The sequence below is a fragment of the Arthrobacter sp. KUASC02 genome, from assembly GCF_059739395.1.
Window position 1 is genome coordinate 3,524,729 of sequence record NZ_AP046053.1, and the last position, 25,621, is coordinate 3,550,349.

The 25,621-nt window shown below is 65.6% G+C and carries 28 protein-coding genes; 8 read left to right on the forward strand and 20 right to left on the reverse strand.

Annotated elements, in window-relative coordinates:
- Positions 1–46: 46 nt before the first annotated feature.
- The 6 genes from AC6JAC_RS16165 to AC6JAC_RS16190 form a co-directional block, all read right to left on the reverse strand.
- Positions 47–1,156, reverse strand: a complete 1,110-nt coding sequence (locus tag AC6JAC_RS16165; protein WP_028270484.1) for a BMP family lipoprotein — start codon at positions 1,154–1,156, stop codon at positions 47–49.
- A gap of 240 nt (positions 1,157–1,396) precedes the next feature.
- Positions 1,397–2,422 (reverse strand): NADP-dependent oxidoreductase, encoded by a 1,026-nt coding sequence (locus tag AC6JAC_RS16170; RefSeq protein WP_497965421.1) that lies wholly within the window; start codon positions 2,420–2,422, stop codon positions 1,397–1,399.
- Positions 2,419–2,850, reverse strand: a complete 432-nt coding sequence (locus AC6JAC_RS16175; RefSeq protein WP_497965423.1) for an organic hydroperoxide resistance protein — start codon at positions 2,848–2,850, stop codon at positions 2,419–2,421. The genes AC6JAC_RS16170 and AC6JAC_RS16175 overlap by 4 nt, the downstream gene beginning before the upstream one ends.
- A 28-nt stretch (positions 2,851–2,878) precedes the next feature.
- Positions 2,879–3,328: a MarR family winged helix-turn-helix transcriptional regulator gene (locus AC6JAC_RS16180; RefSeq protein ID WP_028270487.1), complete on the reverse strand. Its 450-nt coding sequence runs from the start codon at positions 3,326–3,328 to the stop codon at positions 2,879–2,881.
- 186 nt (positions 3,329–3,514) lie between these two features.
- Positions 3,515–4,714: an amidohydrolase gene (locus tag AC6JAC_RS16185; protein WP_028270488.1), complete on the reverse strand. Its 1,200-nt coding sequence runs from the start codon at positions 4,712–4,714 to the stop codon at positions 3,515–3,517.
- A gap of 148 nt (positions 4,715–4,862) precedes the next feature.
- Positions 4,863–5,996: a mannose-1-phosphate guanylyltransferase gene (locus tag AC6JAC_RS16190; RefSeq protein WP_028270489.1), complete on the reverse strand. Its 1,134-nt coding sequence runs from the start codon at positions 5,994–5,996 to the stop codon at positions 4,863–4,865.
- 257 nt (positions 5,997–6,253) lie between these two features.
- Here AC6JAC_RS16190 and sdhC point away from each other — a divergent pair, with 257 nt between their 5' ends.
- From sdhC to AC6JAC_RS16215, 5 genes are all read left to right on the forward strand, one after another.
- The gene (gene sdhC, locus AC6JAC_RS16195) at positions 6,254–6,634 is read left to right on the forward strand and encodes a succinate dehydrogenase, cytochrome b556 subunit (protein WP_081818859.1); all 381 of its coding nucleotides are present in this window, start codon (positions 6,254–6,256) and stop codon (positions 6,632–6,634) included.
- Positions 6,635–6,637: 3 nt separating this feature from the next.
- Entirely contained in the window at positions 6,638–7,132 is a 495-nt protein-coding gene (locus AC6JAC_RS16200) for a succinate dehydrogenase hydrophobic membrane anchor subunit (RefSeq protein WP_028270491.1), read from the forward strand.
- A 119-nt stretch (positions 7,133–7,251) separates the two neighbouring features.
- Positions 7,252–9,051 carry a succinate dehydrogenase flavoprotein subunit gene (gene sdhA, locus AC6JAC_RS16205; RefSeq protein WP_028270492.1) on the forward strand — a complete coding sequence of 600 codons (1,800 nt, stop codon included), beginning with the start codon at positions 7,252–7,254 and terminating at the stop codon, positions 9,049–9,051.
- A 1-nt stretch (position 9,052) separates the two neighbouring features.
- On the forward strand, positions 9,053–9,835 hold the full coding sequence (locus AC6JAC_RS16210) for a succinate dehydrogenase iron-sulfur subunit (protein WP_028270493.1): 783 nt from the start codon (positions 9,053–9,055) through the stop codon (positions 9,833–9,835).
- Between the two features lie 107 nt (positions 9,836–9,942).
- Positions 9,943–10,713 (forward strand): alpha/beta hydrolase family protein, encoded by a 771-nt coding sequence (locus tag AC6JAC_RS16215; RefSeq protein ID WP_028270494.1) that lies wholly within the window; start codon positions 9,943–9,945, stop codon positions 10,711–10,713.
- Here the strand turns inward: AC6JAC_RS16215 and AC6JAC_RS16220 are convergent.
- The 13 genes from AC6JAC_RS16220 to glyA all read right to left on the reverse strand — a co-directional run bounded on the left by AC6JAC_RS16220 (position 10,670) and on the right by glyA (position 22,410).
- Positions 10,670–11,665, reverse strand: a complete 996-nt coding sequence (locus tag AC6JAC_RS16220) for a YihY/virulence factor BrkB family protein (protein WP_347893836.1) — start codon at positions 11,663–11,665, stop codon at positions 10,670–10,672. The genes AC6JAC_RS16215 and AC6JAC_RS16220 overlap by 44 nt on opposite strands.
- 106 nt (positions 11,666–11,771) lie before the next feature.
- Positions 11,772–12,344: a 2'-5' RNA ligase family protein gene (locus AC6JAC_RS16225; RefSeq protein WP_156037098.1), complete on the reverse strand. Its 573-nt coding sequence runs from the start codon at positions 12,342–12,344 to the stop codon at positions 11,772–11,774.
- 142 nt (positions 12,345–12,486) lie between these two features.
- Positions 12,487–13,530: a tryptophan--tRNA ligase gene (gene trpS, locus AC6JAC_RS16230; RefSeq protein ID WP_497965428.1), complete on the reverse strand. Its 1,044-nt coding sequence runs from the start codon at positions 13,528–13,530 to the stop codon at positions 12,487–12,489.
- A gap of 20 nt (positions 13,531–13,550) precedes the next feature.
- Positions 13,551–14,384, reverse strand: a complete 834-nt coding sequence (locus AC6JAC_RS16235) for an exodeoxyribonuclease III (protein WP_497965430.1) — start codon at positions 14,382–14,384, stop codon at positions 13,551–13,553.
- A gap of 10 nt (positions 14,385–14,394) precedes the next feature.
- On the reverse strand, positions 14,395–14,958 hold the full coding sequence (locus AC6JAC_RS16240) for a hypothetical protein (protein WP_454697931.1): 564 nt from the start codon (positions 14,956–14,958) through the stop codon (positions 14,395–14,397).
- A gap of 58 nt (positions 14,959–15,016) precedes the next feature.
- Positions 15,017–15,865: an ABC transporter permease gene (locus AC6JAC_RS16245; RefSeq protein ID WP_454697930.1), complete on the reverse strand. Its 849-nt coding sequence runs from the start codon at positions 15,863–15,865 to the stop codon at positions 15,017–15,019.
- Positions 15,862–16,683 carry an ABC transporter permease gene (locus AC6JAC_RS16250; RefSeq protein WP_051628815.1) on the reverse strand — a complete coding sequence of 274 codons (822 nt, stop codon included), beginning with the start codon at positions 16,681–16,683 and terminating at the stop codon, positions 15,862–15,864. The genes AC6JAC_RS16245 and AC6JAC_RS16250 overlap by 4 nt, the downstream gene beginning before the upstream one ends.
- Before the next feature lie 46 nt (positions 16,684–16,729).
- Positions 16,730–17,653 (reverse strand): ABC transporter ATP-binding protein, encoded by a 924-nt coding sequence (locus tag AC6JAC_RS16255; RefSeq protein ID WP_028270502.1) that lies wholly within the window; start codon positions 17,651–17,653, stop codon positions 16,730–16,732.
- 188 nt (positions 17,654–17,841) lie between these two features.
- Complete coding sequence (locus AC6JAC_RS16260; RefSeq protein ID WP_051628801.1) at positions 17,842–18,117, reverse strand: SHOCT domain-containing protein; 276 nt, start codon at positions 18,115–18,117, stop codon at positions 17,842–17,844.
- A gap of 133 nt (positions 18,118–18,250) precedes the next feature.
- On the reverse strand, positions 18,251–18,922 hold the full coding sequence (locus AC6JAC_RS16265; protein ID WP_497965433.1) for a response regulator: 672 nt from the start codon (positions 18,920–18,922) through the stop codon (positions 18,251–18,253).
- Positions 18,919–20,085 carry a sensor histidine kinase gene (locus tag AC6JAC_RS16270; protein ID WP_497965435.1) on the reverse strand — a complete coding sequence of 389 codons (1,167 nt, stop codon included), beginning with the start codon at positions 20,083–20,085 and terminating at the stop codon, positions 18,919–18,921. The genes AC6JAC_RS16265 and AC6JAC_RS16270 overlap by 4 nt, the downstream gene beginning before the upstream one ends.
- A gap of 100 nt (positions 20,086–20,185) precedes the next feature.
- Positions 20,186–21,094 (reverse strand): bifunctional methylenetetrahydrofolate dehydrogenase/methenyltetrahydrofolate cyclohydrolase, encoded by a 909-nt coding sequence (locus AC6JAC_RS16275; RefSeq protein ID WP_497965437.1) that lies wholly within the window; start codon positions 21,092–21,094, stop codon positions 20,186–20,188.
- 8 nt (positions 21,095–21,102) lie between these two features.
- Positions 21,103–22,410 carry a serine hydroxymethyltransferase gene (glyA, locus tag AC6JAC_RS16280; protein WP_028270505.1) on the reverse strand — a complete coding sequence of 436 codons (1,308 nt, stop codon included), beginning with the start codon at positions 22,408–22,410 and terminating at the stop codon, positions 21,103–21,105.
- A gap of 344 nt (positions 22,411–22,754) precedes the next feature.
- Here glyA and purU point away from each other — a divergent pair, with 344 nt between their 5' ends.
- Both purU and AC6JAC_RS16290 read left to right on the forward strand, forming a co-directional pair.
- The gene (gene purU / locus AC6JAC_RS16285; RefSeq protein ID WP_497965440.1) at positions 22,755–23,615 is read left to right on the forward strand and encodes a formyltetrahydrofolate deformylase; all 861 of its coding nucleotides are present in this window, start codon (positions 22,755–22,757) and stop codon (positions 23,613–23,615) included.
- 14 nt (positions 23,616–23,629) lie between these two features.
- Positions 23,630–24,319, forward strand: a complete 690-nt coding sequence (locus AC6JAC_RS16290) for a class I SAM-dependent methyltransferase (protein ID WP_497965442.1) — start codon at positions 23,630–23,632, stop codon at positions 24,317–24,319.
- Positions 24,320–24,390: 71 nt separating this feature from the next.
- Here the strand turns inward: AC6JAC_RS16290 and AC6JAC_RS16295 are convergent, their stop codons facing one another.
- Entirely contained in the window at positions 24,391–24,978 is a 588-nt protein-coding gene (locus tag AC6JAC_RS16295) for a DUF2231 domain-containing protein (RefSeq protein WP_497965444.1), read from the reverse strand.
- 104 nt (positions 24,979–25,082) lie between these two features.
- Here AC6JAC_RS16295 and AC6JAC_RS16300 point away from each other — a divergent pair, with 104 nt between their 5' ends.
- Positions 25,083–25,604, forward strand: coding sequence for a gamma carbonic anhydrase family protein (locus tag AC6JAC_RS16300; RefSeq protein WP_028270509.1), 522 nt, complete (start codon positions 25,083–25,085; stop codon positions 25,602–25,604).
- The last annotated feature ends 17 nt before the right edge of the window (positions 25,605–25,621 follow it).

Consider the following 25,621-nt stretch of genomic DNA (forward strand, 5'->3'; position numbering starts at 1 on the left):
CCCGGAAGTCAATGACCAACCGGGTGGTGGCGCTTTGCGGAGGAAGTTAGGCCTTCGGGCTCGCTGCCGACTCGACCTTCAGCTTGCCGTCAACGATGTCCTTCTTGATCTGATCCAGTTCGGTCTTCAGCTCCGCGGGAACCTGGGACTCCAGAGCGTGGAACGGAGCCAGCTGAACGCCGTCGTTGGCGAGGGTGCCGACGTACGGCGTGTTGCTGAACTTGCCGTCCTTGTCTTCCTTGACAACGGTCTCAACGGCTTCGCCCATCTGCTTCATGACGGAGGAGAGCATGAGGTCCTTGTAATCCGGAGCGGTCAGGAAGCCGTCGGAGTCAACCCAGATGAGCTTGACGTCCTTGCCTGCGGCTTTTGCTTCCTTGAGCGCTGCGCCTGCGCCCTTGCCAACGGGGCCGGCAACGGGCATCACGATGTCGGCGCCCTGGTCCAGGAAGTTTTGGGTCAGCTGCTTGCCCTTGTCCTGCTTTTCGAAGTCACCGGTGAAGCTGCCGTCCTGCTTGGCCTTGTCCCAGCCAAGGACCTTGATGTCCTTGCCCTTCTTCTCGTTGTAGTACTTGACGCCATCGGCGTAGCCGTCCATGAAGATGGTGACGGTGGGGATCTTGATGCCGCCGAAGGTGGCCACTGTTCCGGTCTTGGTGGAGCCTGCAGCCAGGTACCCGGCGAGGAAGGCAGCCTGAGCGGTGTCGTAGATGATCGGCTTGACGTTGCTGATGGGGGTCTCGTAGCCGAAGTCGATGATGGCGAAGTGGCTGTCCGGGTTGGCCGTTGCCTGCGCCTTGGTGGCGTCGCCGAGGAGGAAGCCGACGGTGACGGTCAGGTCGCAGCCTGCGGTGACCATGGCGCGGAGGTTCGGCTCGAAGTCGTTGTTGGTCTTTGATTCGACCTGGTTGACCTTGATTCCGAGGTCCTTCTCAGCCTTCTTCAGGCCTTCGTAGGAGGACTGGTTGAACGACTGGTCGTCGAATCCGCCCGAGTCGGACACGATGCAGCCCGTGTAGTCGCTTGCGGTGGCGCTTGCGCTGCTGCCGGCTTCCGGGGCAGCCCCGCAGCCGGTCAGCAGGAGAGCTGCCGCCCCGGCGGTGGCGACGCCGGTCATTGAACCGCGCTTGAGGGTTGCACGCAGTGAGTTCTTCAATTTTCCTCCAGGAACAAAGAGATAGGCGCTACGACGGGTGTTCAATGAGTGTCCGTTTCGAATGCTCCACACTGAAATTCTGTTTTCACTGATGGGTTCGCAGCACTGCGCCGAGGCGCACTGATGACAGTTACTGTAGTGGCCTGGAACACGTCCGGGTACCACAGGGGCACCCGGACGCGGAGATCGTTGAGAACTTGTTACCTACCGGTAGCCGGTACCGCAAGTCATGTCCATTTCCTAGAGCCGGACCAGCATCTTCCCGGTGTTGGCGCCGTCGAGGAGGTCCATGAACGCCTGCGGGGCGTTTTCGAGGCCGTCCACCACCGTTTCGTCATAGCGGACGGTGCCGTCAGCCACCCAGGCGGACACGGTGCCCACGAACTCGGCCATGTGCTGCCAGTAGCCGCCGATCAGGAAGCCTTTGAGCGTGAGCTGCTTGCCGATGGCCAGCACGAGGTTCCGCGGGGCGGGAGTCGGTTCCGTCGAGTTGTACTGCGCAATGGCGCCGCACATGGCAACGCGGCCGCCGACCGTGAGCGCGGACAGTGCCGCCTCCAGGTGTTCACCGCCGACGTTGTCGAAGTACACGTCAATCCCGCGTTCCCCGGCAGCCGCCGCGAGCTGCGCGGCCACCGGGCCGTCGTTGTAGTTGAACGCGGCGTCGAAGCCGAGCTCCAGCAGGCGGGCCACCTTTTCCGGGGATCCTGCACTGCCGATCACCTTGGAAGCGCCCATCGCCTTGGCGATCTGTCCCACGAGCGACCCGACGGCTCCAGCTGCCCCGGAAACGAAGACCACTTCTCCGGGCTTGAATTCGGCGACTTTCAGGAGGCCGGCATACGCCGTCAGGCCCGTCATGCCCAGGGCGCCGAGGAACGCTGACGCCGGGGCCAGGTCGGTGCGCGCCAGGGACGTGGCCGCAGCGTCCACAACGGCGTATTCACGCCAGCCGAGGGAATGCACGACGACGTCCCCCACCTTGCGCTCATCGGAACGGGACGCGATCACCTCACCGACGGCACCGCCGTCGAGCGCTGCATCCAGCGCAAACGGCGCCGAATACGACTTGACGTCGTTCATGCGGCCGCGCATGTAGGGATCGACGGAGATGAACTGGTTGCGGACCAGCACCTGGCCGTCCTGCAGTTCCGGGAGGTCGGATTCGGCCAGACGGAAGTTTTCCGGGACGGGCCGGCCGTGCGGGCGGGACGCCAGCTGGATTTCGCGGGTGGTGAGGGGAAGGGTTGCGGCGTTGGCGCTCATGCGGCCACCTCCAGGATCTTGATGTCTACGTTGATGTTGCCGCGGGTGGCATTTGAGTACGGGCAGATCTGGTGCGCTTTGGCCACGAGGGCCTCCGCCGTCGCCAGGTCCAGGGCGGGGAGGGCGATTTCGAGTTCAGCGGCCAGGCCATAGCCCACGCCGCCCTCGAGTGCGCCGAAGTGGATCTTGGCTGCCACTGCGGAATCGGTGAGGTCGGCCTTTTCCTTCCGGCCCGCCAGGCGCAGGGCGGAGTGGAAGCACGCGGCGTAGCCGGCTGCAAAGAGCTGTTCCGGGTTGGTGCCCTGGCCGTTGCCGCCCAGTTCCACCGGGCTGGCGAGGGTGACGTCCAGCTTGCCGTCTTGGGTGCGGGCGTTTCCGTCCCGTCCTTCGCCTGAGGCGAGGGCTTCAGCTGTGTAAAGAGTCTTCACGTGGTTCCGTTCTGTTGGGGGAAATCTGTTAGCGATAGGAGTGGAGGGCCGCGGTGAGCCTCGACAGGGTCTCCCGGAGCTGGTCCAGCTCGGCCGCGGACAAACCGGCGGCGTCTGCGAGCTGCTGCGGAATGGCGTTGGCCCGCGCGCTGAGCGCAGTACCGGAGTCCGTCAGGAAGACCTCCACCCGGCGCTCGTCCTCGGTGGAACGCCTGCGCTCCACCAGCCCCAGCGACTCGAGCCTCTTCAGCAGCGGGGACAGGGTGCCTGAGTCCAGGCCCAGCTCCTCCCCCAGCTCGCGGACACTGCGGGGCTGTTCCTCCCAGAGCACCAGCATGGCCAGGTACTGCGGATAGGTCAGGCCCAGCTGGTCCAGCATGGGCCGGTACACGGCAGTGGCTGCCTTCGACGCGGAGTAGAGGGCGAAGCACACCTGCCGGTTCAGGCGGGGGGCGTTGAGTCTGGGAGCGTCGGTCATGAATAAAACGATATCGCACAATTAGATTGTGCACAACTTATCTGCACTTGGTGAGAGTGCGAACGGACACTTCCGGCCCCAGCAGAAGCGCGAACGTACAGTTGAGGCCCCGGGGTCGGGGCCTCAACTGTACGTTCGCGCTTGAAGGGTGGGGCGTAAGTGTCCGTTCGCGCTTTGAGGGTGGGCTTAGAGGTCGCGGATGGTGCGGAGTGCTGCCGCGGTCAGGACCTGGATGCCGTAGCCCAGTGCACGCTCGTCCAGGATGTAGTCGCCGCGGTGAAGGTCGTATTCCTCGCCGCCGGGCGTTTTGGTGCCCAGCCGCATCATGGCACCGGGCAGCTCGGCCAGGAACCAGGCGAAATCCTCCCCGCCCATGGACTGGGGCGTAAGCACTACGGCACTTTCGGCGATCTCGGCGCGGGCTGCTGCTTCGATGAGCGCGGTTTCATGCTCGGAATTAACCACGGGCGGAACGCCGCGGGTGTGCTCCAGCCGGACGTCCACGTTGTAGGGCGCCGCCACCTGGTGAACCACTTCATCCAGGAGTTCGCCTGCGCTGTGCCAGGCGTCGCGGTCCAGGCACCGCATGGTCCCTGCCATGTAGCCCGTGCCGGGAATGGCATTGGGTGCCGAGCCGGCCGAAATGTGCCCCCAGACGACGGAGACGCCGCTACGGACATCCACCCGGCGCGAGAGGACGGCCGGGACGTTGACGGCGATCTGCGCCAGCGCGAAGACGAGGTCCTCGGTCAGATGCGGCCGGGAGGTGTGGCCGCCGCGCCCGGAAAGCTCGATCCTGATGGTGTCCGAGGCCGACGTGATGGCACCGATCCGGGTCCCGATCTTGCCCACGTCGATGCGCGGATCGCAGTGCAGTGCCAAGATGCGCGGCACGCCCTCGAGCACGCCCTGCTCGATGCAGGAATGCGCTCCGCCGGGCATGGTTTCCTCGGCCGGCTGGAAAATGATCCGGACCGTGCCGCCCAGCGGGGATTCCTGGTGCATGCGGTGCAGCACCAGCGCGATACCGAGCATGGTGGTGGTGTGGACATCGTGGCCGCAGGCATGGGTGACGCCGTGGTTCTTGGAGGCGAACGGCAGACCTGTTTCCTCAATGATGGGAAGGGCGTCGATATCGCCGCGCAGTGCCGTGGCAATGGGACCTTCGCCGACGTCGACCGTGAGGCCCGTGCCTTCGAGCCGGCGGGGCTTGAGCCCTGCCGCTTCGAGCCGGTCTGCCAGCTTGTTCGTGGTCCGGAACTCCTTGAAGGACAGCTCCGGATGCGCATGGAGGTCACGGCGGAAATCGATCAGTTCCGGCAGCAGCGGCTCCAGCCACGGCCCCACGAGGGCGGTGGGCTCGGCTTCAGTAGTGTAATTGCGCACGAAACAACTCTAGCGAGGCTGCTCCGAATACCAGCATCAGTGTCGGAGGTTACGGATCCGGGAGCCGGCTCCCGTGCCTGAAAAGGCTCAGCCCAGGTGTTCCCGCACTGCCGGGAAGACCTGGGCTGAGCCGAAGCTGGCGGCCGGTTTAGAGGACGTCGGTGTCGCCGCTGGCCTTGAGCGCGTCCACGGCGGCTTTGACCCGCTGGGAGTTCGCCATGGTGGTCACCAGCAGGGCATCCGGCGTGTCAACGATGACCACGTCCTTGATGCCGATCAGTGCAATGACGCGTTTGGTGTCCGTCACCACCACGCCGCTGGCGTTTTCGGTGAACACGCGGGCACCTTCGCCAAGAACGGTGACATCGTCCACCTCCCTGGCACTGTTGAGCCGGCCCACGGAGGCGAAGTCCCCGACGTCGTCCCAACGGAAAGCGCCAGGCACGACGGCGACGTCCCCGGCCGCCGCGGCGGGCTCCGCCACCGCGTAGTCGATGGCGATCTTCGGAAGGGTGGGCCAGACGCGGGCCGTGACCTCGTCACGTTCATCCGTGTCCCAGGCCTGCGCGATCTCCGTGAGCCCCTTGAAGAGTTCCGGCTGGTTCTGCTCGAGGTGCTTCAGCATGAGCGAAACCGGCGCGACGAACATCCCCGCGTTCCAGACGTACTCTCCGCTGTCGACATACTGCTGGGCGACGTCCTCGCTGGGCTTTTCGACAAACTCCACCACGGCCTGCGCACTCGGGGCGTTCTCGACGGCCAGCTTCTGGCCCGCACGGATGTAGCCGAACCCGGTGGACGGGTGCGTGGGCTTGATGCCGATGGTGACGATCTTGCCGGACGCAGCCGTGTAGATGGCCTCACGCACGGCATCCTGGAAGAGGTCGTCCGGGCTGATCACCTGGTCCGCCGCGAAGGAACCCATGATGGTTTCCGGATCCCGCTGGTACAGGATGGCCGCCGCAAGGCCGATGGCCGCGCCGGAGTCCTTGGGCTCGCTTTCCAGCACGAGGTTGGATTCCTCGACCTCGGGAAGCTGGCCGCACACCGCGCTCCGGTGGGCCACGCCGGTTACAACCAGCACGCCCTTACCGGCAAGCGGCTCCAGGCGGTCGTAAGTGGCCCGCAACAGCGTGCTGCCTGAACCGGTGAGGTCGTGTAGAAATTTCGGGGCTGCTGCACGTGACAGGGGCCAGAGGCGGGTCCCCACTCCGCCTGCAGGAATTACCGCAATAAAACGGTCCAGCGGTGAATTCCGGCTTGTCACTATGTCTGTAGTCATCACGGCCTACTTTAGCCGACCACCGCGCGGATACCGGCAGACGCTGCCCCTCCGCGCCCCCGCGGAGGCCACAATGTGGCGTTCGTCTCAAAAATGCGCAAAAACCGCGCGGGGAGGCGTCACCTACAAGTTCCTGAATTGAATAAGCTGTGAGCGAAGCCTAGATTTAGGCTTGAGCTTACGAGTGCTCTCGCAGCAGGCGTTCCCCCCGCGTGGATCCCATGCCAGCGCCGCTGTGTTGCAGGGAGGTTTATTCAGTGCCGACAAAACCAGCTGGCACCTTGTACCGCGGCCGTGAAGGCATGTGGTCCTGGGTTGGACACCGCATTACAGGTGTAGTGATTTTTTTCTTCTTGTTGGTCCATGTGCTGGACACCTCATTGGTGCGCGTGTCCCCAGAGGCATACACCGCCGTGATCGGCGCCTACAAGAACCCCCTGATGGCCCTGGGTGAAACGGGCCTCGTCGCAGCGATCGTTTTCCATGCCTTCAACGGCCTGCGGATCATCGCCGTCGACTTCTGGAAGAAGGGCGCGAAGTACCAGCGCCAGATGCTGTGGACGGTCCTGATCCTCTGGGTCATCGTCATGGTGGGCTTCTCCATCCGCCACCTTTCCCTCGCCTTTGGAGGTCACTAAGCCATGACTGCAACCATTCAGAGTCCCCGCAGCGGAAAAGACGGCGCGAAGCCGGGCGCAGGCCTGATTGCCCCCAAGTACCGCCGCAGCGGTGCCTCCAAGGGCAACTTCGAAATGGCGGCCTGGCTGTTCATGCGGCTTTCAGGCGTTGTCCTGGTGGTCCTGATCTTCGGGCACCTGTTCGTTAACCTCCTGGTGGGCGAAGGCATCCACGCCATTGACTTCGGTTTCGTGGCCGGCAAGTGGGCCGATCCGTTCTGGCAGTTCTGGGACCTGGCCATGCTCTGGCTGGCCATGCTGCACGGCACCAACGGCGTCCGCACCATCATCAACGACTACGCCGAGAAGGATTCCACCCGCTTCTGGCTGAAGATCGTCCTCTACGCCGCAACAACCGTCATCATCATCCTGGGCACCCTGGTGATCTTCACCTTCAACCCGTGCCCGGTGGACGTCAACGGGATCCCGCTGCCCGGCGGCTTCTGCCCCGCAGCCTAACGGCACCTTCCCTTTCCCCGGGGATCAGCTGTGCCCGCAAGCGCGGGTCAACGGTTTTACGGTGCGGGCTCCGCCCGCCCGTGGTTCTATAGCGAATTTTGAGAGAAAGAGCATCTGGTATGCAGGTCCATAAGTACGACGTCGTCATCGTCGGTGCCGGTGGCGCTGGCATGCGCGCCGCGATCGAATCCGGTCAGCGCGCGCGCACAGCAGTACTGACCAAGCTCTACCCCACCCGCTCGCACACCGGTGCGGCGCAGGGTGGCATGTGTGCAGCACTGGCCAATGTCGAGGAAGACAACTGGGAGTGGCACACGTTCGACACCATTAAGGGCGGCGACTACCTGGTGGACCAGGACGCCGCCGAGGTCATGGCGAAGGAAGCCATCGACGCCGTGCTGGACCTGGAAAAGATGGGTCTTCCGTTCAACCGCACGCCGGAAGGACGGATTGACCAGCGCCGCTTCGGCGGCCACACCCGCGACCACGGCAAGGCCCCGGTCCGCCGGGCATGCTATGCGGCTGACCGCACAGGCCACATGATCCTGCAGACGCTGTACCAAAACTGCGTCAAGCACAACGTGGAGTTCTACAACGAGTATTACGTCCTGGACCTCCTGACGGTTGAAGAGGACGCGGTCCGCGAAGACGGCACGCCCTACAAGCAGAAGCGTGTTGCCGGCGTCGTGTCCTACGACCTTGCTTCGGGCGAACTGCATGTGTTCCAGGCCAAGTCCGTGGTGTTCGCCTCAGGCGGCGCAGGAAAGGTCTTCAAGACCACCTCCAACGCGCACACCCTGACCGGCGACGGCATGGGCATCGCGTTCCGCCGCGGCATCCCCCTGGAGGACATGGAGTTCTTCCAGTTCCACCCGACCGGCCTTGCCGGGCTGGGCATCCTGCTTTCTGAAGCCGCCCGCGGCGAAGGCGCCATCCTGCGCAACTCCGAGGGTGAACGCTTCATGGAGCGCTACGCCCCCACCATCAAGGACCTTGCACCCCGTGACATCGTGGCCCGCTCCATGGCCAACGAAGTCCGCGAGGGCCGCGGCTGTGGACCGAACAAGGACTATGTGCTCCTTGACCTGACCCACCTCGAGCCTGCGCACATCGATGCCAAGCTGCCGGACATCACCGAGTTCGCCCGCACCTACCTCGGTGTGGAGCCGTACACGGAGCCGGTCCCGGTGTTCCCGACGGCGCACTACGCCATGGGCGGCATCCCCACGAACATCACCACCGAAGTCCTGCAGGACAACGACACCGTGGTGCCGGGCCTCTACGCGGCCGGTGAAGTGGCCTGTGTTTCGGTCCACGGCTCCAACCGCCTGGGCACCAACTCGCTGCTGGACATCAACGTGTTCGGCAAGCGCGCCGGCATCGCCGCTGCGGAGTACGCCAAGACCGCTGACTTCGTGGAGCTCCCGGCCGACCCGGAGGCGTACACCATCGAACTGCTGGACATCGCCCGCAACGGCACCGGCGACGAAAAGGTGGCTGTGATCCGCAAGGAACTCCAGGACACCATGGACGCCAACATGCAGGTGTTCCGCACCGCAGACACGCTGAACCAGGTCCTCAGGGACATCGAGTCCTTCGAGGCGCGGTACAAGAACATCAGCGTCCAGGACAAGGGCAAGCGCTTCAACCTGGACCTCCTCGAGGCCGTTGAGCTGGGCTTCCTGCTGGAACTGGCCAAGGTCATGACGGTTGCCGCCCTGCACCGTGAAGAGTCCCGTGGCGGACACTTCCGCGAGGACTTCCCGGACCGCGACGACGAAAAATTCATGAAGCACTCCATGGCGTACAAGGACGACCACGCCCCGGCTGACGGCTCTGCAGAAGCAATTGCCGGTATCCGCCTGGCCACCAAACCGGTTGTCTTTACCCGCTACGAGCCGATGGTGAGGAAGTACTAAGATGTCCGCCGAACTTGCTGAGCCAGCCTCAAAGATCGAACTGCCCGCACACATTGGAGGCGGCGGAGAGATTCCGACGTTCGACGTCACCCTCCGCGTGCGCCGCTACAACCCCGAAGTTTCCGAGGACGCCACCTGGGACGACTTCAAGGTGACCATGTACGGCACCGACCGCGTGCTGGATGCCCTGCACAAGGTCAAGTGGGAAATTGACGGCAGCGTCTCCTTCCGCCGGTCCTGCGCCCACGGCGTCTGCGGTTCCGATGCCATGCGCATCAACGGCCGCAACCGCCTCGCGTGCAAGACCCTGCTGAAGGACCTGGACACGACCAAGCCCATCACCGTCGAGCCCATCAAGGGCCTGCCGGTGGAGAAGGACCTGATCGTGGACATGGAGCCGTTCTTCCAGTCCTTCCGTGAAGTCATGCCGTTCCTGATCAACAAGGGCCACGAGCCCACCAAGGAACGCCTGCAGTCCGCCGAGGACCGTGAGCGCTTCGACGACACCACCAAGTGCATCCTCTGCGCCGCGTGCACGTCCTCCTGCCCGGTGTTCTGGACCGACGGCCAGTACTTCGGCCCGGCAGCGATCGTCAACGCCCACCGCTTCATCTTCGATTCCCGCGATGACGCCGGCGACATGCGCCTGGAGATCCTCAACGACAAGGAAGGCGTGTGGCGCTGCCGCACCACCTTCAACTGCACCGAGGCATGCCCCCGCGGCATCCAGGTCACGCAGGCCATTGCCGAAGTCAAGCAGGCAATCCTGTCCCGCAAGATCTAGCACCACCGGAACCAAAAGAAGTACGACGACGGCGCCTCTCACCTTTAAGGTGGGGGCGCCGTCGTGGTTTCACGGCCATCTACTGGCACCAAACGAAAAGGTCCCCCATGTCCCGCTCCGAAAAAGTCAGCTTCGAAGGATCCACCGGCGAATTGCTCTCCGGCATCATCGATGTCCCGGAAGGACCGGTGAAGGGCTGGGGTGTGTTCTCGCACGGGTTTACGCTGGGCAAGGACAGCCCGTCGGCGTCCCGGATGTGCAAGGCGCTGGCTGACAACGGTGTGGGGATGCTGCGCTTCGACAACCTGGGCCTGGGCGATTCCGCCGGGTACTGGTCCGAGGGCTCGTTCAGCCACAAGGTGGCCGACACGGTCAAGGCGGCTGAGTTCATGCGGGCCGAAGGCAAGCCGGTCTCCCTGCTGGTGGGCCATTCCTTCGGCGGCGCCGCCGTCCTGGCGGCAGCCAAGGAGATCCCGGAGCTCGACGCTGTGGCCACCGTGGGGGCGCCGTTCTCGCCCAAGCACGTGGCCCACGTCTTTGACGCGGCCCTGGACCGGATCCTGAGTGAAGGCAGCGCGGAAGTGGACCTCGGCGGCAAACGCGTGGAGATCCGCCGGCACTTCGTCGAGGACCTGGAGAACGCGGACCTGACCGACTGCATCAAGCGGTTGCACAAACCCCTGATGGTGCTGCACTCCCCCACGGACAACACCGTGGGGATCGAGAACGCCAGCACCATCTTCCAGACGGCCCGGCACCCGCGCAGCTTCGTCTCGCTGGAAGGCAGCGATCACCTGCTGACCGGCAAGGGCCAGGCCGCCCGTGCCGCGAAGATTATTTCCGCGTGGGCCGATCAGTACCTCGACGCCGGACGCTAGCAGCCTTCCGGTCCCGCTCCACCGGCGTCTTACCCGGCTGGACCTGGCGCGAACCCCAGCCGGCAGTTGCCTTCGCTGCGGGGGCGTTCTTCAGGTCTTCGTCGCGGATGGCGGACCATGCCGCGGAGACCAGGTAGACCTGGCTGACCAGGTTGAACCAGATGAGCAGCCCAATGATGATCGCAAACGGCGCCAGAATCGGGTTGCGGCCGGCGTTTGCAAGCAACTCCGTGCTGAAGATCTGCAGCACGGTGGTACCCACAGCCGACAGGACGGTTCCTTCCAACAGCGCCTGCCGGCTAAGTTTCAGCCCCGCCGCGAGCCGGAACATGATCAGTGCGGTGACCCAGCCCAACGCGAGCGGTACGCCCACCTTGATGGCCGTGGTCAGCGGCCAGGCCATCACCGGATCCAACTGCAGCTGCTCGGTGACCCATCCCGCTGCGGTACCGAAAATCAGGGAGGCGCCGGCGCTGAGCACCAGCGCAACGCCAAGCAGCAGCAACGTGCCGGTGTCCCGCAGCTTCTGGACTACCGGATTCATCTTCAGCGGACCGAGTTGCATCACGCCCCGCAGGCCCTCCCGGACTCCGGCTATCCAGCCAAGGGAGGTCACGATGGTGACGACGGCAGCGATGACCGCGGTCCAGCCAAGGCCGGCAGGGTTCAGCAGGTCCTGCGGGTCCACCAGCCCGTCGCCGCCGTCAACCTTTACCAGACCCGGTGCGCTTGCCGCCACGCTGCTGACGATCCGGTCAAGCAGCGCCGGTTGGCCGCTCAACAGTAGCCCCGCCACGGAAAAGCCGGTGGCCAGCAGGCCGGTGATGGAGAAGAACATGTTGAAACCGATGCCGGCCGCCATGAGGGGCCCGTGCTGCAGGTTGTAGTGCTGGAACGCGCGCATGGGACGGAAGGCATTCAGCCGTGCCAGCAGCCATTGGAACATTGCCATCAGGCCGGCCACAGGGCCGGCGCCTGACCGGCGCGCCTTGCTCCACTCGACCTTCTTCCGGCTCACTTCCAGCTTCAGCCGGGCGCGCTCCGTGGGCAGCGGAGGATTATTCCCGGCCTGCGCCGCCTGTGCTGCCTGCACCGTCGGGGCCGGTCGCGCCTCGGGGGTGGTCAGTTTCGATACCAAAGTCGAGTTCTTCCCGTAGCTGCCAAATGCCATTGATGTCATGCTCGTACAGCCCCATGCTAACCACAGGGAAGGTGGCCCGGTAATCCTTCAGCACCGTTTCGGCCTCATCCAGGCTCTCCGGCGCAACATCGTGGGCAATGGTCACATGCGGGTGGTAGGCAAAAGGCAGTTCCCGTTCCAGCGGCCCGGTCTGCAGCTGTTCGTGCAGCTTCACGCAGTCACCAAAACCGTCTTCAACCTTCAGGAAGACCACCGGGGACACCGGCCGGAAGGAGCCGGTCCCCGCAATGGTGACGGTAAACGGCTCCTGCCTGCGCGCGATTTCGCGGACGTGGCATCGGGTGGCTTCCCAGTCCCTGGTGGGGGTGGTGGTGACCAGCGTGATGTGCGCGGGGATGACGCCGGCCATGGGGTCCCCGAAAGAGGCCCGCCAGCGCCGCAGTTCCTCGGCAATGTCCGGCGGGAACCCCAGGATGACGCCGACGCTCATCCCGTCGGTCCTGGCCTCGCGGCTACCCGGTTCAGTGCCCCGGACCTTGGCAGCGTTATCATCGGCGTCAACGAATCTTCCCTCGCCGCGGTAGGCAGGGGAGTTTTCGTTTGCAGTGACTTTGCTGGCGGACGACATGGGGCTAGCGGACTCCTGCAAGGCTCAGGGACGGCAGGAAGCCCATGCGCTCGTAGACCTGGCCGAGGGTCACGGAGGCGATTTCGCGGGCACGTTCGGCACCCTGGGCCAGGAGCCTGTCCAGCTCGGCCGGGTCCGCCATAAGTTCATTGGTGCGGTCCCGGAGGGGCGTGATGAAGTCCACCATGACGTCGGCCAGGTCCTTCTTGAGGTGGCCGTACATCTTGCCCTGGTATTCCGCCTCAAGCTCGGCCACGGACTTCCCCGTCAGCGTCGAATAGATGGTGAGCAGGTTGGAGACGCCGGGCTTGGCTTCGGCGTCGAAGCGGATGTCCGTTCCGGTGTCCGTCACGGCGGACTTGATGCGTTTCGCGGCGATCTTGGGATCCTCCAGGAGCTGGATGGATCCGTGCGGCGAGCCGCCTGTTTTCGACATCTTGGCAGTCGGGCTCTGGAGGTCGTAGATCTTGGCAGTGGCCTTGAGGATGGTGGCCTCAGGCACCGTGAAGGTCTGGCCAAAGCGGGTGTTGAAGCGCTGGGCCAGGTTTCGGGTCAGCTCCAGGTGCTGACGCTGGTCCTCGCCGACCGGGACGAGGTCGGTCTGGTACAGCAGGATGTCCGCGGCCATCAGGGTCGGGTAGGCGAACAGGCCCAGTGTTGCGGACTCCGTTCCCGACTTCTGGGTCTTGTCCTTGAACTGCGTCATCCGGGAGGCCTCGCCAAAGCCGGTGATGCAGTTCAGTGCCCAGGCGAGCTGGGCGTGCTCGGGGACATGCGACTGGACGAAGAAGATGCTTTTGTCCGGGTCGATCCCGGCCGCAATGTACTGGGCCGCCACTACGCGGGTGCGTTTGGCCAGCTCTACCGGTTCGAAATCCACGGTGATGGCGTGGAGGTCGGGAATGAAGAAGACAGCGTCGTATTCGGCCTGCATGTCAACCCAGTTGCGGACGGCGCCAATGTAGTTGCCCAGATGCAGGGAGTCCGCCGTGGGCTTGGCACCTGAAAGGATGCGCTTCTTGGTCACCGGGGTAGTCGAGCTAGTCATTGTGAGAAAAACCTTCGGGCTTAGAGCTGGTAGTCCACTACCAGCGGGGCGTGGTCGGAGAAGCGGGTGTCCCATGACGGCGCCCGGTCCACCACTGCCGAAAATGCAGCAGCAGCGAGGGCGGGGGTGGCCATGTGGTAGTCGATGCGCCAGCCTGTGTCGGTGTCAAAGGCCTTGCCGCGCTGGGACCACCAGGTGTAGGGGCCTTCTACGTTTCCCGCCAGGCCCCTGTGGACATCCCTCCATCCGATCTCATCGCCAAAGAAGCGGTCAAAGTAGGCGCGTTCCTCCGGGAGGAAGCCGGCGCGCTTCACATTGCCCTTCCAGTTCTTGATATCCAGCTCCGTGTGGCCGACGTTCAGGTCACCCACCACGAGGGCGTGGTCGCTGTGCTTTGCCAGCTCCGGAAGGCGGCTGGTCATGACGTCCAGGAACCGGAATTTGTCGTCCTGCTTCGGGGTCCCGGCCTCACCGGAGTGAACATAGGCGCTCACGACCGTCAACTGGGTGGCAGCTCCGGCGGCATCCCTGACGCGGAAATCCGCTTCGACCCAGCGTCCGGCGGTGGCAAAGTAATCGTCGCCGATGTGGGAACGGGTAGCCAGCGGTTCCTCACGGGACGCAATGGCCACGCCCGCGCGGCCCTTGGCCTCGGCTTCCTCGTGCAGGATGAACCAGCCGTCGCCCAGGAGTTCGCGGACGATCTTGTCCGGTGCCCTGACCTCCTGCAAGCAGAGGATGTCCACATCGCGCGGCTCAAGCCACTCCGCCATGCCGTTCCGGTAGGCGGCGCGGAGGCCGTTGACGTTGACTGATGCGATACGAAGGTGGTCCTTCTTCAATGCCGAGATCACCCGCTCCACTCTAGTCGATGATGGTTCCGCTGACGGGTTCGTCAGCGCCACCGGAGGACTTGATCATGTCCCTGGCGTTGGTGGCCGTGATTTCGATGGTCTCCAGTGCGCGGCGGATGGTGTCATGGTCCGAGGCTTCGCCCTTGGCCCGTTCCTGCTCGACGACGCGCACCTGGACCTGGACGATCTTGAAGGAATGGTCCAGCTTCATGTCCCGGACTTCGTCGGCCTCGCTGCGCGACCGCACCAGACGGGTGCCGCCGTGATCGGCGCTGCCGGACGACGGCGCCCGGCCGGTGGCTGCGTTGAAGGCGTTCTGCGCTTCGTTGAGTTTGGCGGTCGCCTTCTTGGCGGCCTTCTGGATGCTGAAAACGACGAACGCTGCCAGCGCGAGCCAGAAGCCGGCGATGATCGCCACCACCCAGCCCACGACGTCGTTCTGGTTGGCGGCGAAGATGACGGCGACAACGAAGGCGACGACAAACACCATCATTCCCGGACCGCTGATCCGCAGCATGGAGAACCCGCCCTTGGCCGGGTTGGACGCAGAGTGAGGGTTACCCAAAGTTCGCATGGGTCCATTGTCTCAAACGCCGGAGCCGGAAAATGGACGCTTCCACCCCGGGCGAACGTTATTTCAGGAACAGCTTGCGCAGGCGGCCGGCCGTGAGCATGACCCCCAGCACGATCATCACCAGGTAGTACCCTACGTGGATCGCCGTGGCAGGGGTGAAGATGCCCACGCTGATCTGCCGGAGCAGCTCCACACCGTGCCACAGCGGCATCGCCTGGATCAGCCACTGGATGGACTGCGGGTAGACGCTGAGCGGGTAGAACGTGGCACTGAAGAGGAACATCGGCAGCATCACGAAGTTGATCCAGTCCATCTGCTGGAAGGTCTTCATGAAGCTCGTGATCCCCATGCCGAAACTCGCGAAACCGAAGGCGATCAGCACCGAGGCCGGAATCATGAGGATGGCCCATGGCGTGGTGATCAGTCCCATAACGCCCATGACTGCGGTGAATCCGGTCGCGTACAGCAGGCCCCGCAGCAACGCCAGGAAGATCTCCCCCATGGCCACGTCCAGGGGGCCCAGCGACGTATAGAGCATTCCCTGGTACAGCTTGGCGAAGTTCATCTTGAAGAAGACGTTCCAGGTGGAGTCGTACACGGCGCCGTTCATCGCGGACACGGCCAGGAGCGCCGGAGCAATGTAGGCGGCGTAGCTGATTTCCTGGCCGCCGGGTCCTTGGACGGCGCCCACGATGGCGCCCAGTCCCACCCCCATCGAGATCAGGTACAGCACCGGCTCGAAGAAGCCCGAGAGCATCACCATCCAGTTGCTGCTCTTCGTTGCCATCAGCCCGCGGGCAATGACCGCCCTGACGTTCCGGGAGTACATCGGCCCGAAACGGCGGTTCCGCGCCGCCTCGGTCACGCTGTGGCCGCCCGGGTTGTGACTTTGAGACAGGACGCTCATTGCCCCAGCCTCCTGACGAACTGGCGTTTTGTCAGCATCCATCCCGCGACGGCGAGGCCGACCAGGAACACGATGTGCAGGATGGTCAGCAGCGGCGACTCGTCATAGCCGTAGCTGAAGACACGGCCCAGCTCGGTGCCGTGCCAGATCGGAGAGATCCAGCCGATCCAGCGCACCACGAGCGGCAGGGAATCAAGCGGGAAGAACGTTCCGGAGAACAGGAACAAGGGGGTCACAATGAACCTCATCACCATGGCGAACTGGCCCTTGTCCTCCTTGATGGAGGCGGCGTATGCCATCAGCGGCAGGCCGAAGGAGAGCCCGGCGAGGGTGGCCACGAGTACGGACACCCAGCCCCAGCCGCTGGGTGACGCACCGAAAAGCGCCACCACCGCGAAGTAAATGGCGGACTGCAGCAGGAACCTGAGGGTCACGGCCATGATGTGGCCCGCGGCGATTTGCTCAGGCGTGAGCGGGGACGCGTGCGGCCCGTAGTACACCCGCCGCCACTTGAAACCGTCCATCACCGGGAACGTGAATTCGTTGGCGGCGGTCATGACCGCGGCAGAGATCAGCAGCGCCGGGGCGATGAAGGCGAGGTAGCTGACCCCGCCGAAGGCAGTGCCGCTGTTGGTGTCCACCAGGGTGGCCAGTCCCACCCCCATGGCGAACAGGTAGGCCACGGGCTGGCCCACGCCGTACATCACGATGGTCCAGCCGTAGCTCTTCATGACGCGGAGGACCTGCTCCGCATAGTAGAAGGCTCCCCAGCGGCGGGCGCGGGCCGCTGACACGGCAGGCGAATGGGCGCGCAGCATGCCAGGTCCGCGGCTGCCGGCGTCCGCGACCGACGGCAAAGGCTGCTCAGTCAACGAGGCTCCTGCCGGTGAGGCGGAGGAAGACATCCTCCAGGGACGACCGCCGCACCAGCGACGTGACCGGACGGAGGCCGCGGGCGGACACCTGCTCGAGGGCCGCCTCGCCGTCGTGCGCATAAATCAGCACCCGGTCCGGAAGCGTCTCCAGCCGTTCGCCAATGCCTTCGAGCTCAGCGCCGATGGTGGCGTTGCGTTCCGATCCAAACCGGAGCTCCAGGACTTCCCGGGTGGAGTACTCGCGGATGAGGCTGGCCGGCGAGCCCTCGGCCATGATGCGCCCCTTGTCCACCACGATGAGGCGGTCGCACAGCTGTTCCGCCTCGTCCATGTAGTGCGTGGTGAGGATGAGTGTGACGCCCTGCTCCTTGAGCCGGAACAGCCTGTCCCAGAGGATGTGCCGGGCCTGGGGATCGAGGCCCGTGGTGGGCTCGTCCAGCAGGAGGATCCGGGGTTCGTTGATCAGCGACCGCGCGATAGTCAGCCGCCGCTTCATGCCGCCGGAGAGGGCATCCACCTTGGACTTCGCCTTGTCCGTCAGCTGGGCGAACTCCAGCAGCTCATCGGCCTTGGGCCGGAGGTAGCTCATGGGCAGGCCAAAGTAGCGGCCGTAGACCAGGAGGTTGTCGCGGACCCTGAGTTCCTCGTCGAGGTTGTCCTGCTGCGGCACAACACCGAGGTGGGCGCGGACTTCGGGACCATGGCTTTCCGGATCCAGCCCCATGATGGACAGGCTTCCGGATGTGCGCTGGGAGACGCCGCCGATCATCTTCATGGTGGTGGACTTGCCTGCACCGTTGGGGCCAAGCAGGCCGAAGGCCTCACCGGCCGGAACGCTGAACGAAATGCCGTCGACGGCGGTGACGTCGCCGTACGTCTTGGTGAGGTTTTCGGCGGTGATGACGTACTGCATCTGGTCGCCCTGGGTCTGGCTGCTGGATTGGTTGCGTGAGAGTTCTTCGTTGGACACAAGTTCAGGCACTCACCCAACGTTAGTACGCACGTTCGAACAAAGAAAGAGTTCGATCTCAAAAAATCCATTCGATTTTGTCACCCCGGCTGCGGACCCGGCGACCCGGCATCAGGGCCGCCGGAACCCGCCTACTTTTCCTCGCCGCGCAGGACCTGCAGGCGCTGTCGGTACTCCGTTTCATCGATTTCCCCGCGGGCGTAGCGTTCCCGGAGCACCCCTTCGCCGCCTTGGCGGGCGGCCCAGCGATGGTTGGTCCGCCACGTGCGCCGGGCAACGAAAATCAACAGGCCTATCACCAGGATCCAGAACAGCGGGAACAGCAGGAACCAGGGCGAGAAGCCGCCGTCGTACCACGGCGCATGGGCGGGGACGGTCCCAAAAGCAGTGCTTATTGCAGTCAACATGTCAGCTCCAGACTTTCAACGGGCCGGATTTCGGCTCCGCTTCAAGTCTGGTTTCGGCGCCCGGCGCCGTCGTCCGGCGGCGGGAGGCACTTGGGGCACGCGCCCTACTACCCGGGGAGGCAGCAGGGAGTCCTCAGCTGCTCCAGCCCGGGCGGATCAGGCCCGACTCATAAGCCAGCACCACCAGCTGCGCGCGGTCACGTACCTGCAGCTTGGTCATGATCCGGGAGACGTGGGTTTTGGCGGTCAGCGGCGTGATGAAAAGCCGCCCGGCAATCTCGGCGTTGTTCAGTCCCTCCCCCACCAGCCGGAGCACTTCCCGTTCGCGTTCGGTGATCCGGTCCAGCACGGCATCGGACGGCTTGCCGGGCGCGCGGGGCTGCAGGGCCAGCTGGGCCATGATCCGGCGCGTCACTGACGGCGAAAGGAGCGCGTCGCCGTCGTGCACTACGCGCACGGCGCGGAGCAGCTCCTCCGGTTCGGTGTCCTTGACCAGGAAGCCGGCGGCGCCGGCGCGCACAGCCTCGGCGATGTACTCGTCAAGCTCGAAGGTGGTGAGGATGATGACCCGTGTCCAGGGAAGCGTCGGATCGGCCAGGATCCTGCGCGTCGCCCCGAGCCCGTCGCCCTGCGGCATGCGGATGTCCATCAGCACCACGTCGGGCCTCTCGCGTGCAGCGAGCCGCACGGCGTCGTCGCCGGTGCCGCATTCGGCCACGACCTCCATGTCCGGTTCGGCATCCAGGAGTGCGCGGAATCCGGCCCGGATGAGGGTCTGGTCATCGGCGATCAGGATGCGGATCATGCCCGGTCCCCGTTCTGGTCGCCGTCGTTGGGGTGGCTGCCCAGCGGCAGCACTGCCTGGACCCGCCAACCCGGGTTGAGCGGCAGGAACCGTACTGTGCCGCCCAGCGCGGCGGCGCGTTCCCGCATCCCCCGCAGGCCGTTGCCTTCCGGTGCCCCGGCGGCTCCGCGGCCGTCGTCGTCGACCGTGACGGTGAGGCGTCCGGCGTCGGGCCCGTCGGCGGGAACGTCAACCACGACGGCGGCGCGGCCGGCCCCGGCGTGCCTCACCACATTGGTGAGGGCCTCCTGCACGATGCGGTAGGCGGCCTCTTCGGCTGCGGCGGGCGGCCCGCCGGTGTCCGGATCCGTCCGGATGTCCAGCTTCACGTCCAGTCCCGTGCGCCGCGCGTTCTCGGCGAGCTCGGGCAGTTTCCGCAACCCGGGACCCGCGGCCGGGCGCAGCGGTGCGTCGTCCCGGAGCACGCCCAGCAGCTGGCGGACTTCGTCCAGGGACTCCTTGCTGGCCGTTTTGATGGCCTCCAGGGCGGGACGGAACTGTTCCGGGTCGCGGTCCCCCAGGTGCAGGGCCACCGATGCGCGGACGTTAATGAGGGACAAGGAATGCGCCACAACGTCATGGATATCCCTGGCCAGGGCGAGCCGGTATTCGTCCCGGGCTGCCTGCTCCCGGGACTCGCGCTGCCGCCGCCTTTCGGCCACGCGCTCGTGGCGGAGCCGGGCGCCCTCCCCCAGCAGCACCAGGATCACCAGCCAGGACGTCCCGGCGACGGCGCGGATCAGGGCGCCTTCGTCCCCGCTGGCCATAAAAAAGGCAGCCAGCGCCGCCGCGCAGGTCCCGGCCACGGTCCAGGTCTGCCAGCGTCGTCCGGCGGCCGCCGAGAAGACGATGGCCAGTGCCAGGGACAGCAGGACAGGACCCCAAGGGTAGCCTGCGGCAAGGTAGAGGATGGTCGCCGCGGCAGCCGCAGGCAACATCACGGCGGGCCGGCGCCGGCGCAGGGACAACGCGGCCGGGCCGGCAAGCAGCAGCACGAAAGCCAGGACGTCCAGGGGCCGGTGGTCGGGCTGCCGGGCAGCGGCGAAGATCGTGCCCACGACCTGGACAACGGCCACGGCGATCACCAGGAAGGCAGTGGGCGGACCCTGGAATCGGCGCGGCATACTCCGAGCCTAGCGGCGGCGGCCTACCTGCGTCGTCCGCTTAACGGCGCAGGGCGCCTACTCCCGCGGGAGTAGGCGCCCTGTCTGCATTCCGTGCAACTCAGGCGACGCCGGCGTGGCGTTCCGCCAGTTTGCGTTCCGCGGCTTCGACCACGTTGGTCATCAGCAGCGCCACGGTCATGGGACCGACGCCGCCGGGGTTCGGCGAAATCCAGCCGGCCACCTCGGCAGCGGCGGGATCGATGTCGCCGTGGACCTTGCTCTTGCCCGTCTCGGGATCGGTTTCACGGGTGACGCCGACGTCCAGCAGCGCCGCGCCCGGCTTCACGTCCGCAGCCTTGACGATGTGCTTGGCACCCGCCGCGCCCACGATGACATCCGCCAGCCGCAGCAGCTCCGAAAGGTTCTCGGTGCCGGTGTGCGTCAGCGTGACGGTGGCGTTCACGGCCCGCCGGGTGAGCAGCAGGCCGATCGTGCGGCCGATCGTGACGCCGCGGCCAACCACCACGACGTGCTTGCCGGAGAGGTTGTAGCCGTTGCGCTCCAGGAGCTCGATGACGCCGCGGGGCGTGCACGGCAGCGGCGAAGTGATCTCGCCGTTGACATTGAGCACCAGCCGGCCAAGGTTGGTCGGGTGCAGGCCGTCGGCATCCTTGTCGGGGTCGATCCGCTCGAGGATGGCGTCGGTGTCCAGGTGCTTGGGCAGCGGCAGCTGCACGATGTACCCGTGGCAGGCGGGGTCCGCATTGAGTTCGTCAATGAGGGCCTCGACCTGGGCCTGGGTGGCATCGGCCGGAAGCTCACGCTGGATCGAGTTCATCCCGATCTCCACCGACTGTTTGTGCTTCATGGACACGTACAGCTGGGAGGCAGGGTCCGCGCCCACGAGCACTGTGGCAATGCCCGGGGTGACGCCGCGGGCCTTCAGGGCCGCGACACGCTCGGCCAGCTCGGATTTGATGGCGGCTGCAGCAGCCTTGCCGTCAAGGATCTTCGCGGTCTGCGCCATGGACGGGTTCACCACTGTTCGTGCTGCGGGTACAGCGGGAAGTCGGCGGCAAGCTTGTCCACGCGGGCCTGCAGGGCTTCGATGTCGGTGGCGGAGCCGGCCTTCAGGGCGGTGGCGATGATCTCGGCAACCTCGGTGAATTCGTTGGCACCGAAGCCGCGGGTGGCCAGGGCGGGAGTACCGATACGCAGGCCGGAGGTGACCATCGGCGGGCGGGGGTCGAACGGAACGGCGTTGCGGTTCACGGTGATTCCCACGGAGTGCAGGAGGTCCTCGGCCTGCTGGCCGTCCAGCTGCGAGTTGCGCAGGTCCACCAGGACCAGGTGCACATCGGTGCCGCCCGTGAGCACGGAGACACCGGCTTCTGCGACGTCAGCCTGGTTCAGGCGGTCGGCGATGATCTTGGCGCCCTCGAGGACGCGCTCCTGCCGTTCCTTGAACTCAGCGGTGCCGGCGATCTTGAAGGCAACGGCCTTGGCAGCGATGACGTGCATGAGCGGTCCGCCCTGCTGGCCCGGGAAGACGTTGGAGTTGAGCTTCTTGGCCCATTCCTGCTTGGCCAGGATCACGCCGGAGCGGGGTCCCGCGAGGGTCTTGTGCACCGTGGAGGTGACGACGTCGGAGTGCGGCACCGGGCTCGGGTGCAGGCCCGCGGCCACCAGGCCGGCGAAGTGGGCCATGTCGGTCCAGAGCAGCGCGCCGACTTCATCGGCGATCGAGCGGAAGGCTGCGAAGTCCAGGTGACGCGGGTAGGCGGACCAGCCGGCGATGATGACCTGCGGCTTCTCGGCGATGGCCTGCTCGCGGAGCTTGTCCATGTCGATGCGGAAGTTGTCCTGCTCCACCTGGTAGGCAGCCACGTTGTAGAGCTTGCCGGAGAAGTTGAGCTTCATGCCGTGCGTCAGGTGGCCGCCGTGAGCCAGGGACAGGCCCAGGATCTTGTCACCCGGGGTGATCATGGCGGACAGTGCGGCGGCGTTGGCCTGGGCGCCGGAGTGCGGCTGGACGTTGGCGTATTCTGCGCCGAACAGGTCCTTGACCCGGTCGATCGCCAGCTGCTCAGCGATGTCCACGTATTCGCAGCCGCCGTAGTAGCGGCGGCCCGGGTAGCCCTCGGCGTACTTGTTGGTCAGGACGGAGCCCTGGGCTTCCATCACGGCTCGCGGGGCGAAGTTTTCCGAGGCGATCATTTCCAGGGTGCCGCGCTGGCGGCCAAGCTCCTGGTCCAGTACTGCGGCGATCTCGGGGTCGAGCTCCGCCAGCGGCAGGTTGCTGACGGTGGCGGACGTGCTAACGGAAGTCGGAGAAGTGGTCACGTGGAACTCCTGGCTAGGGATGGGCGCTGCTAAGGTCAGGCTACCGGCTGTGACGTTGCCCTGCCCCCTTGATTACGGGGAAACCCGGTGAGGGGAAACCCGGTTGCGGGCAGGACTTCGAAGAGGATCGGCAGCGGTTAACTGCCGGCCGGCAAAACATGACCCTCGGCCCAGGCGTACGATCCGTGGTCTTCGTCAGTGCCGCTCCCTGATGGTTAGCCATCCAACGCCAGTTGCGACCGGATAAGCCTATCAAAACCTTCCCGGGTACCGTCTGAATACCGTGTGCATCCCGCCTGAATACCGTCGAGAACGGGGCCTCCGGCGCGGGTAGGCTGTTCTTCGTGACTGAAGACCAGCTGAACTCCGCCTATGTTCTGACCCTTTCCTGCCCGGACCGGCCCGGCATCGTGCATGCCGTGGCTGGAGCATTGCTCGTGGCCGGCTGCAATATTACGGACTCGCAGCAGTACGGAAGCCACGCCACCGGCACGTTCTTCATGCGCGTCGAAGCCACCACCGACGCGTCCCAGGCTGAAGTCCACGCCGCGCTGCAGCCCGTGGCGGAGGCCTTCGGCATGGAGTGGAGCCTCAACCCCGCCGGCCGGAAGGTCCGCACGCTGCTGATGGCGAGCAAGTCGGCGCACTGCCTCAACGACCTCCTGTTCCTGCAGCGCTCCGGCACGCTGCCCATCGAGATCCCCGCCATCGTGTCCAACCACCAGGACCTGGCCGGGCTGGCGGAGTTCTACGGCATTCCCTTCCACTACATCCCGGTCACTGCGGACACCAAGGTCCAGGCCGAGGACCAGCTGCGCCAGATCATCGCGGAGCAGGACATCGAGCTGACCGTCCTGGCCCGCTACATGCAGATCCTGTCCAACGAGCTCTGCACCGAGCTCACCGGCAAGGCCATCAACATCCATCACTCCTTCCTGCCGTCCTTTAAAGGCGCCAGGCCGTATCACCAGGCCCATGCCCGCGGCGTCAAGCTGATCGGCGCCACGGCGCACTACGTCACTGCCGCCCTCGACGAGGGGCCCATCATCGAACAGGAAGTCATCCGCGTGGACCACCGGCGCACGGCCGAACAGTTCGTACAGATGGGCCGCGATGTGGAAGGCCGCACCCTGGCCCAGGCCGTCCAGTGGCACGCAGAGCACCGCGTGCTGCTGGACGGCAACCGCACCGTCGTCTTCAACTAGGGTCCGGGCAGGACGTGGCCCCGGCTGGGGAGGACCCCGGAGCCCCGGAGCTCAGCGGCGAGGACCGGCTGGCCGCGTTCTACAACCAGCGCGCTGTACTTTATCCTGAGCATCCCCTGACTCCGCAGCGGGGGCAGCAGCGGGAGCGGTTTATTGCGCGGCTGAAGGCTGAAGGCAGGCACGCCGTGCTGGAAATCGGCTCCGGCGCGGGCATTGACGGGCTGAAGTTCGTCCAGGCCGGCGTCCACTACACGGGCGTGGACATCTCCGAAGAGCAGGTGCGGCTGGCGACGTCCAAGGGACTGAATGTCTCGGTCGCCAGTGTGAGGAGCCTGCCCTTCGCCGACGGCGCCTTCCCGGCACTGTGGACCATGAGCACCCTGTTGCATATCCCCAACAAGGACATCGACGACGTCGTCCGGGAACTCGTGCGGGTGGCCGCGCCGGGAGCGCTGATCGCCGTCGGGCTCTGGTCCGGTGACGATGAGGAGGTCCTCAACCCCGAAGACGAGATCCAGCCGCCGCGCTTTTTCAGCCGCCGGAGCGACGGGACTCTCCAACGGATCTTCGGCCGGCACGGCCGGATTGAGGAGTTCACGACGTGGCCGGAAGGCACGGGCGCGGAGTCCGGGCCGGGTGCGGGCCATTGGACGCAGCATTACCAGTTCCTGGTCCTCCGCACTCCCCGTGCCCAGCCCAACTAGGTAGCAGCAGGTGCCGTTATGAGCCCTCAAAACGACACCTGCTGCTACCTAGTTGGGGGCCGTGCGCTGTCCTAAGCACCCCGCCGCGCGCTGCCCATGTAGCCGCCGAGCATCGCGCTTGCCATCAAGACGAGAGCCCCGACCCGCGCCAGGCCGACACCGAGCTTGCGCCGGCCACGGAGCCGTGCGGCCCAGGACCCTGCGAAGATCAGCACTGCTGCGCCATTCAGCCCGGCATGGACGATGCCGACCCGCTTCGTTCCGCGGCCGGCCAAGGACCATTCGGCCCATCCCGATAATGCGGTGGGAACGGCGGTGATGACGCCAAGGCCGACTAGCCGCGTGGCCGCCCGCTGCGCCCCCGGGTCGGAGTACAGGTCCAGGTACATGGCCATGAACCACGCGCCAAACGGTGCGTCGGTCAGGATGCCGTGCAGCGGTATTCCGGTTGCATCGCCGTGCAGGAAGCTGCGAAGACGCCTGTTCTGGACCAGGCGGCCGGCCGGCGGCTCGGCCGCACTGACGGCCGGGTCAAGGGCCTCCAGCTGCTCAATCCGCCCCATCAGCCGGCGGAACCGGCCGGGCCCTCCGCCACCCTCCGTCCGCAGGTGAAGTCCTTGCAGCTGAAGCCCTGACGGGCCAAAACCCCGTAGTTCCATGGCCCCATGGTAGTGAGACCCGTCGGCGGCGTCACTAGGCCACAAAGTCAGCCCGGGGGGCCTGCTTCCGAATGCCGGCCGGAGCAGTGTCCTAGGCTGGGCACATGGCTCCTCTTTATCCTTTCGCCGGCACCAGCCCGGACGTCCACCCTTCAGTCTTCGTCGCCCCCAGCGCCTCCGTGATCGGCAACGCCACCCTGGCCGCGGACGCCAGCGCGTTCTACGGCGTCTCCGTGCGGGCCGACACCGCCGCCATCACCGTGGGTGAGGGCAGCAACCTGCAGGACAATGTTGTGCTGCACGCCGACCCGGGCTTCCCGTGCAGCGTCGGGGCCCGCGTCAGCGTGGGCCACAGCGCCGTCGTGCACGGCTGCACTGTCGAGGACGACTGCCTCATCGGCATGAGCGCCACCATCCTGAACGGTGCGGTGATCGGCGCCGGCTCGCTGGTGGCCGCCGGCGCCGTGGTCCTCGAAGGAACCGTCATCCCGCCCCGGTCGCTGGTGGCCGGCGTCCCGGCGAAGGTCCGCCGTGAACTCACCGACGAGGAGTTCGACGGCGTGAAGCGCAACGCCGCCCACTACCGCGAACTGGCGCAGGCGCACCGGGAACTCCACGCAGGCTAGGCCCGCTTCCGGGTTTC

Bases quoted from the DNA above. Each gene is read 5' to 3' on its own strand.
- AC6JAC_RS16210 (WP_028270493.1), top strand. From the start codon at position 9,053: ATGTCCGCCGAACTTGCTGAGCCAGCCTCAAAGATCGAACTGCCCGCA.
- AC6JAC_RS16240 (WP_454697931.1), bottom strand. From the start codon at position 14,958: ATGCGAACTTTGGGTAACCCTCACTCTGCGTCCAACCCGGCCAAGGGC.
- AC6JAC_RS16260 (WP_051628801.1), bottom strand. From the start codon at position 18,117: ATGTTGACTGCAATAAGCACTGCTTTTGGGACCGTCCCCGCCCATGCG.
- AC6JAC_RS16215 (WP_028270494.1), top strand. From the start codon at position 9,943: ATGTCCCGCTCCGAAAAAGTCAGCTTCGAAGGATCCACCGGCGAATTG.
- AC6JAC_RS16275 (WP_497965437.1), bottom strand. From the start codon at position 21,094: ATGGCGCAGACCGCGAAGATCCTTGACGGCAAGGCTGCTGCAGCCGCC.
- AC6JAC_RS16265 (WP_497965433.1), bottom strand. From the start codon at position 18,922: ATGATCCGCATCCTGATCGCCGATGACCAGACCCTCATCCGGGCCGGA.
- AC6JAC_RS16250 (WP_051628815.1), bottom strand. From the start codon at position 16,683: ATGCTGCGCGCCCATTCGCCTGCCGTGTCAGCGGCCCGCGCCCGCCGC.
- trpS (WP_497965428.1), bottom strand. From the start codon at position 13,530: ATGACTAGCTCGACTACCCCGGTGACCAAGAAGCGCATCCTTTCAGGT.
- AC6JAC_RS16245 (WP_454697930.1), bottom strand. From the start codon at position 15,865: ATGAGCGTCCTGTCTCAAAGTCACAACCCGGGCGGCCACAGCGTGACC.
- AC6JAC_RS16255 (WP_028270502.1), bottom strand. From the start codon at position 17,653: ATGCAGTACGTCATCACCGCCGAAAACCTCACCAAGACGTACGGCGAC.
- AC6JAC_RS16225 (WP_156037098.1), bottom strand. From the start codon at position 12,344: ATGAGCGTCGGCGTCATCCTGGGGTTCCCGCCGGACATTGCCGAGGAA.
- AC6JAC_RS16270 (WP_497965435.1), bottom strand. From the start codon at position 20,085: ATGCCGCGCCGATTCCAGGGTCCGCCCACTGCCTTCCTGGTGATCGCC.
- AC6JAC_RS16220 (WP_347893836.1), bottom strand. From the start codon at position 11,665: ATGGCAATGTTCCAATGGCTGCTGGCACGGCTGAATGCCTTCCGTCCC.
- AC6JAC_RS16300 (WP_028270509.1), top strand. From the start codon at position 25,083: ATGGCTCCTCTTTATCCTTTCGCCGGCACCAGCCCGGACGTCCACCCT.
- AC6JAC_RS16295 (WP_497965444.1), bottom strand. From the start codon at position 24,978: ATGGAACTACGGGGTTTTGGCCCGTCAGGGCTTCAGCTGCAAGGACTT.
- sdhA (WP_028270492.1), top strand. From the start codon at position 7,252: ATGCAGGTCCATAAGTACGACGTCGTCATCGTCGGTGCCGGTGGCGCT.
- AC6JAC_RS16170 (WP_497965421.1), bottom strand. From the start codon at position 2,422: ATGAGCGCCAACGCCGCAACCCTTCCCCTCACCACCCGCGAAATCCAG.
- AC6JAC_RS16200 (WP_028270491.1), top strand. From the start codon at position 6,638: ATGACTGCAACCATTCAGAGTCCCCGCAGCGGAAAAGACGGCGCGAAG.
- AC6JAC_RS16180 (WP_028270487.1), bottom strand. From the start codon at position 3,328: ATGACCGACGCTCCCAGACTCAACGCCCCCCGCCTGAACCGGCAGGTG.
- AC6JAC_RS16190 (WP_028270489.1), bottom strand. From the start codon at position 5,996: ATGACTACAGACATAGTGACAAGCCGGAATTCACCGCTGGACCGTTTT.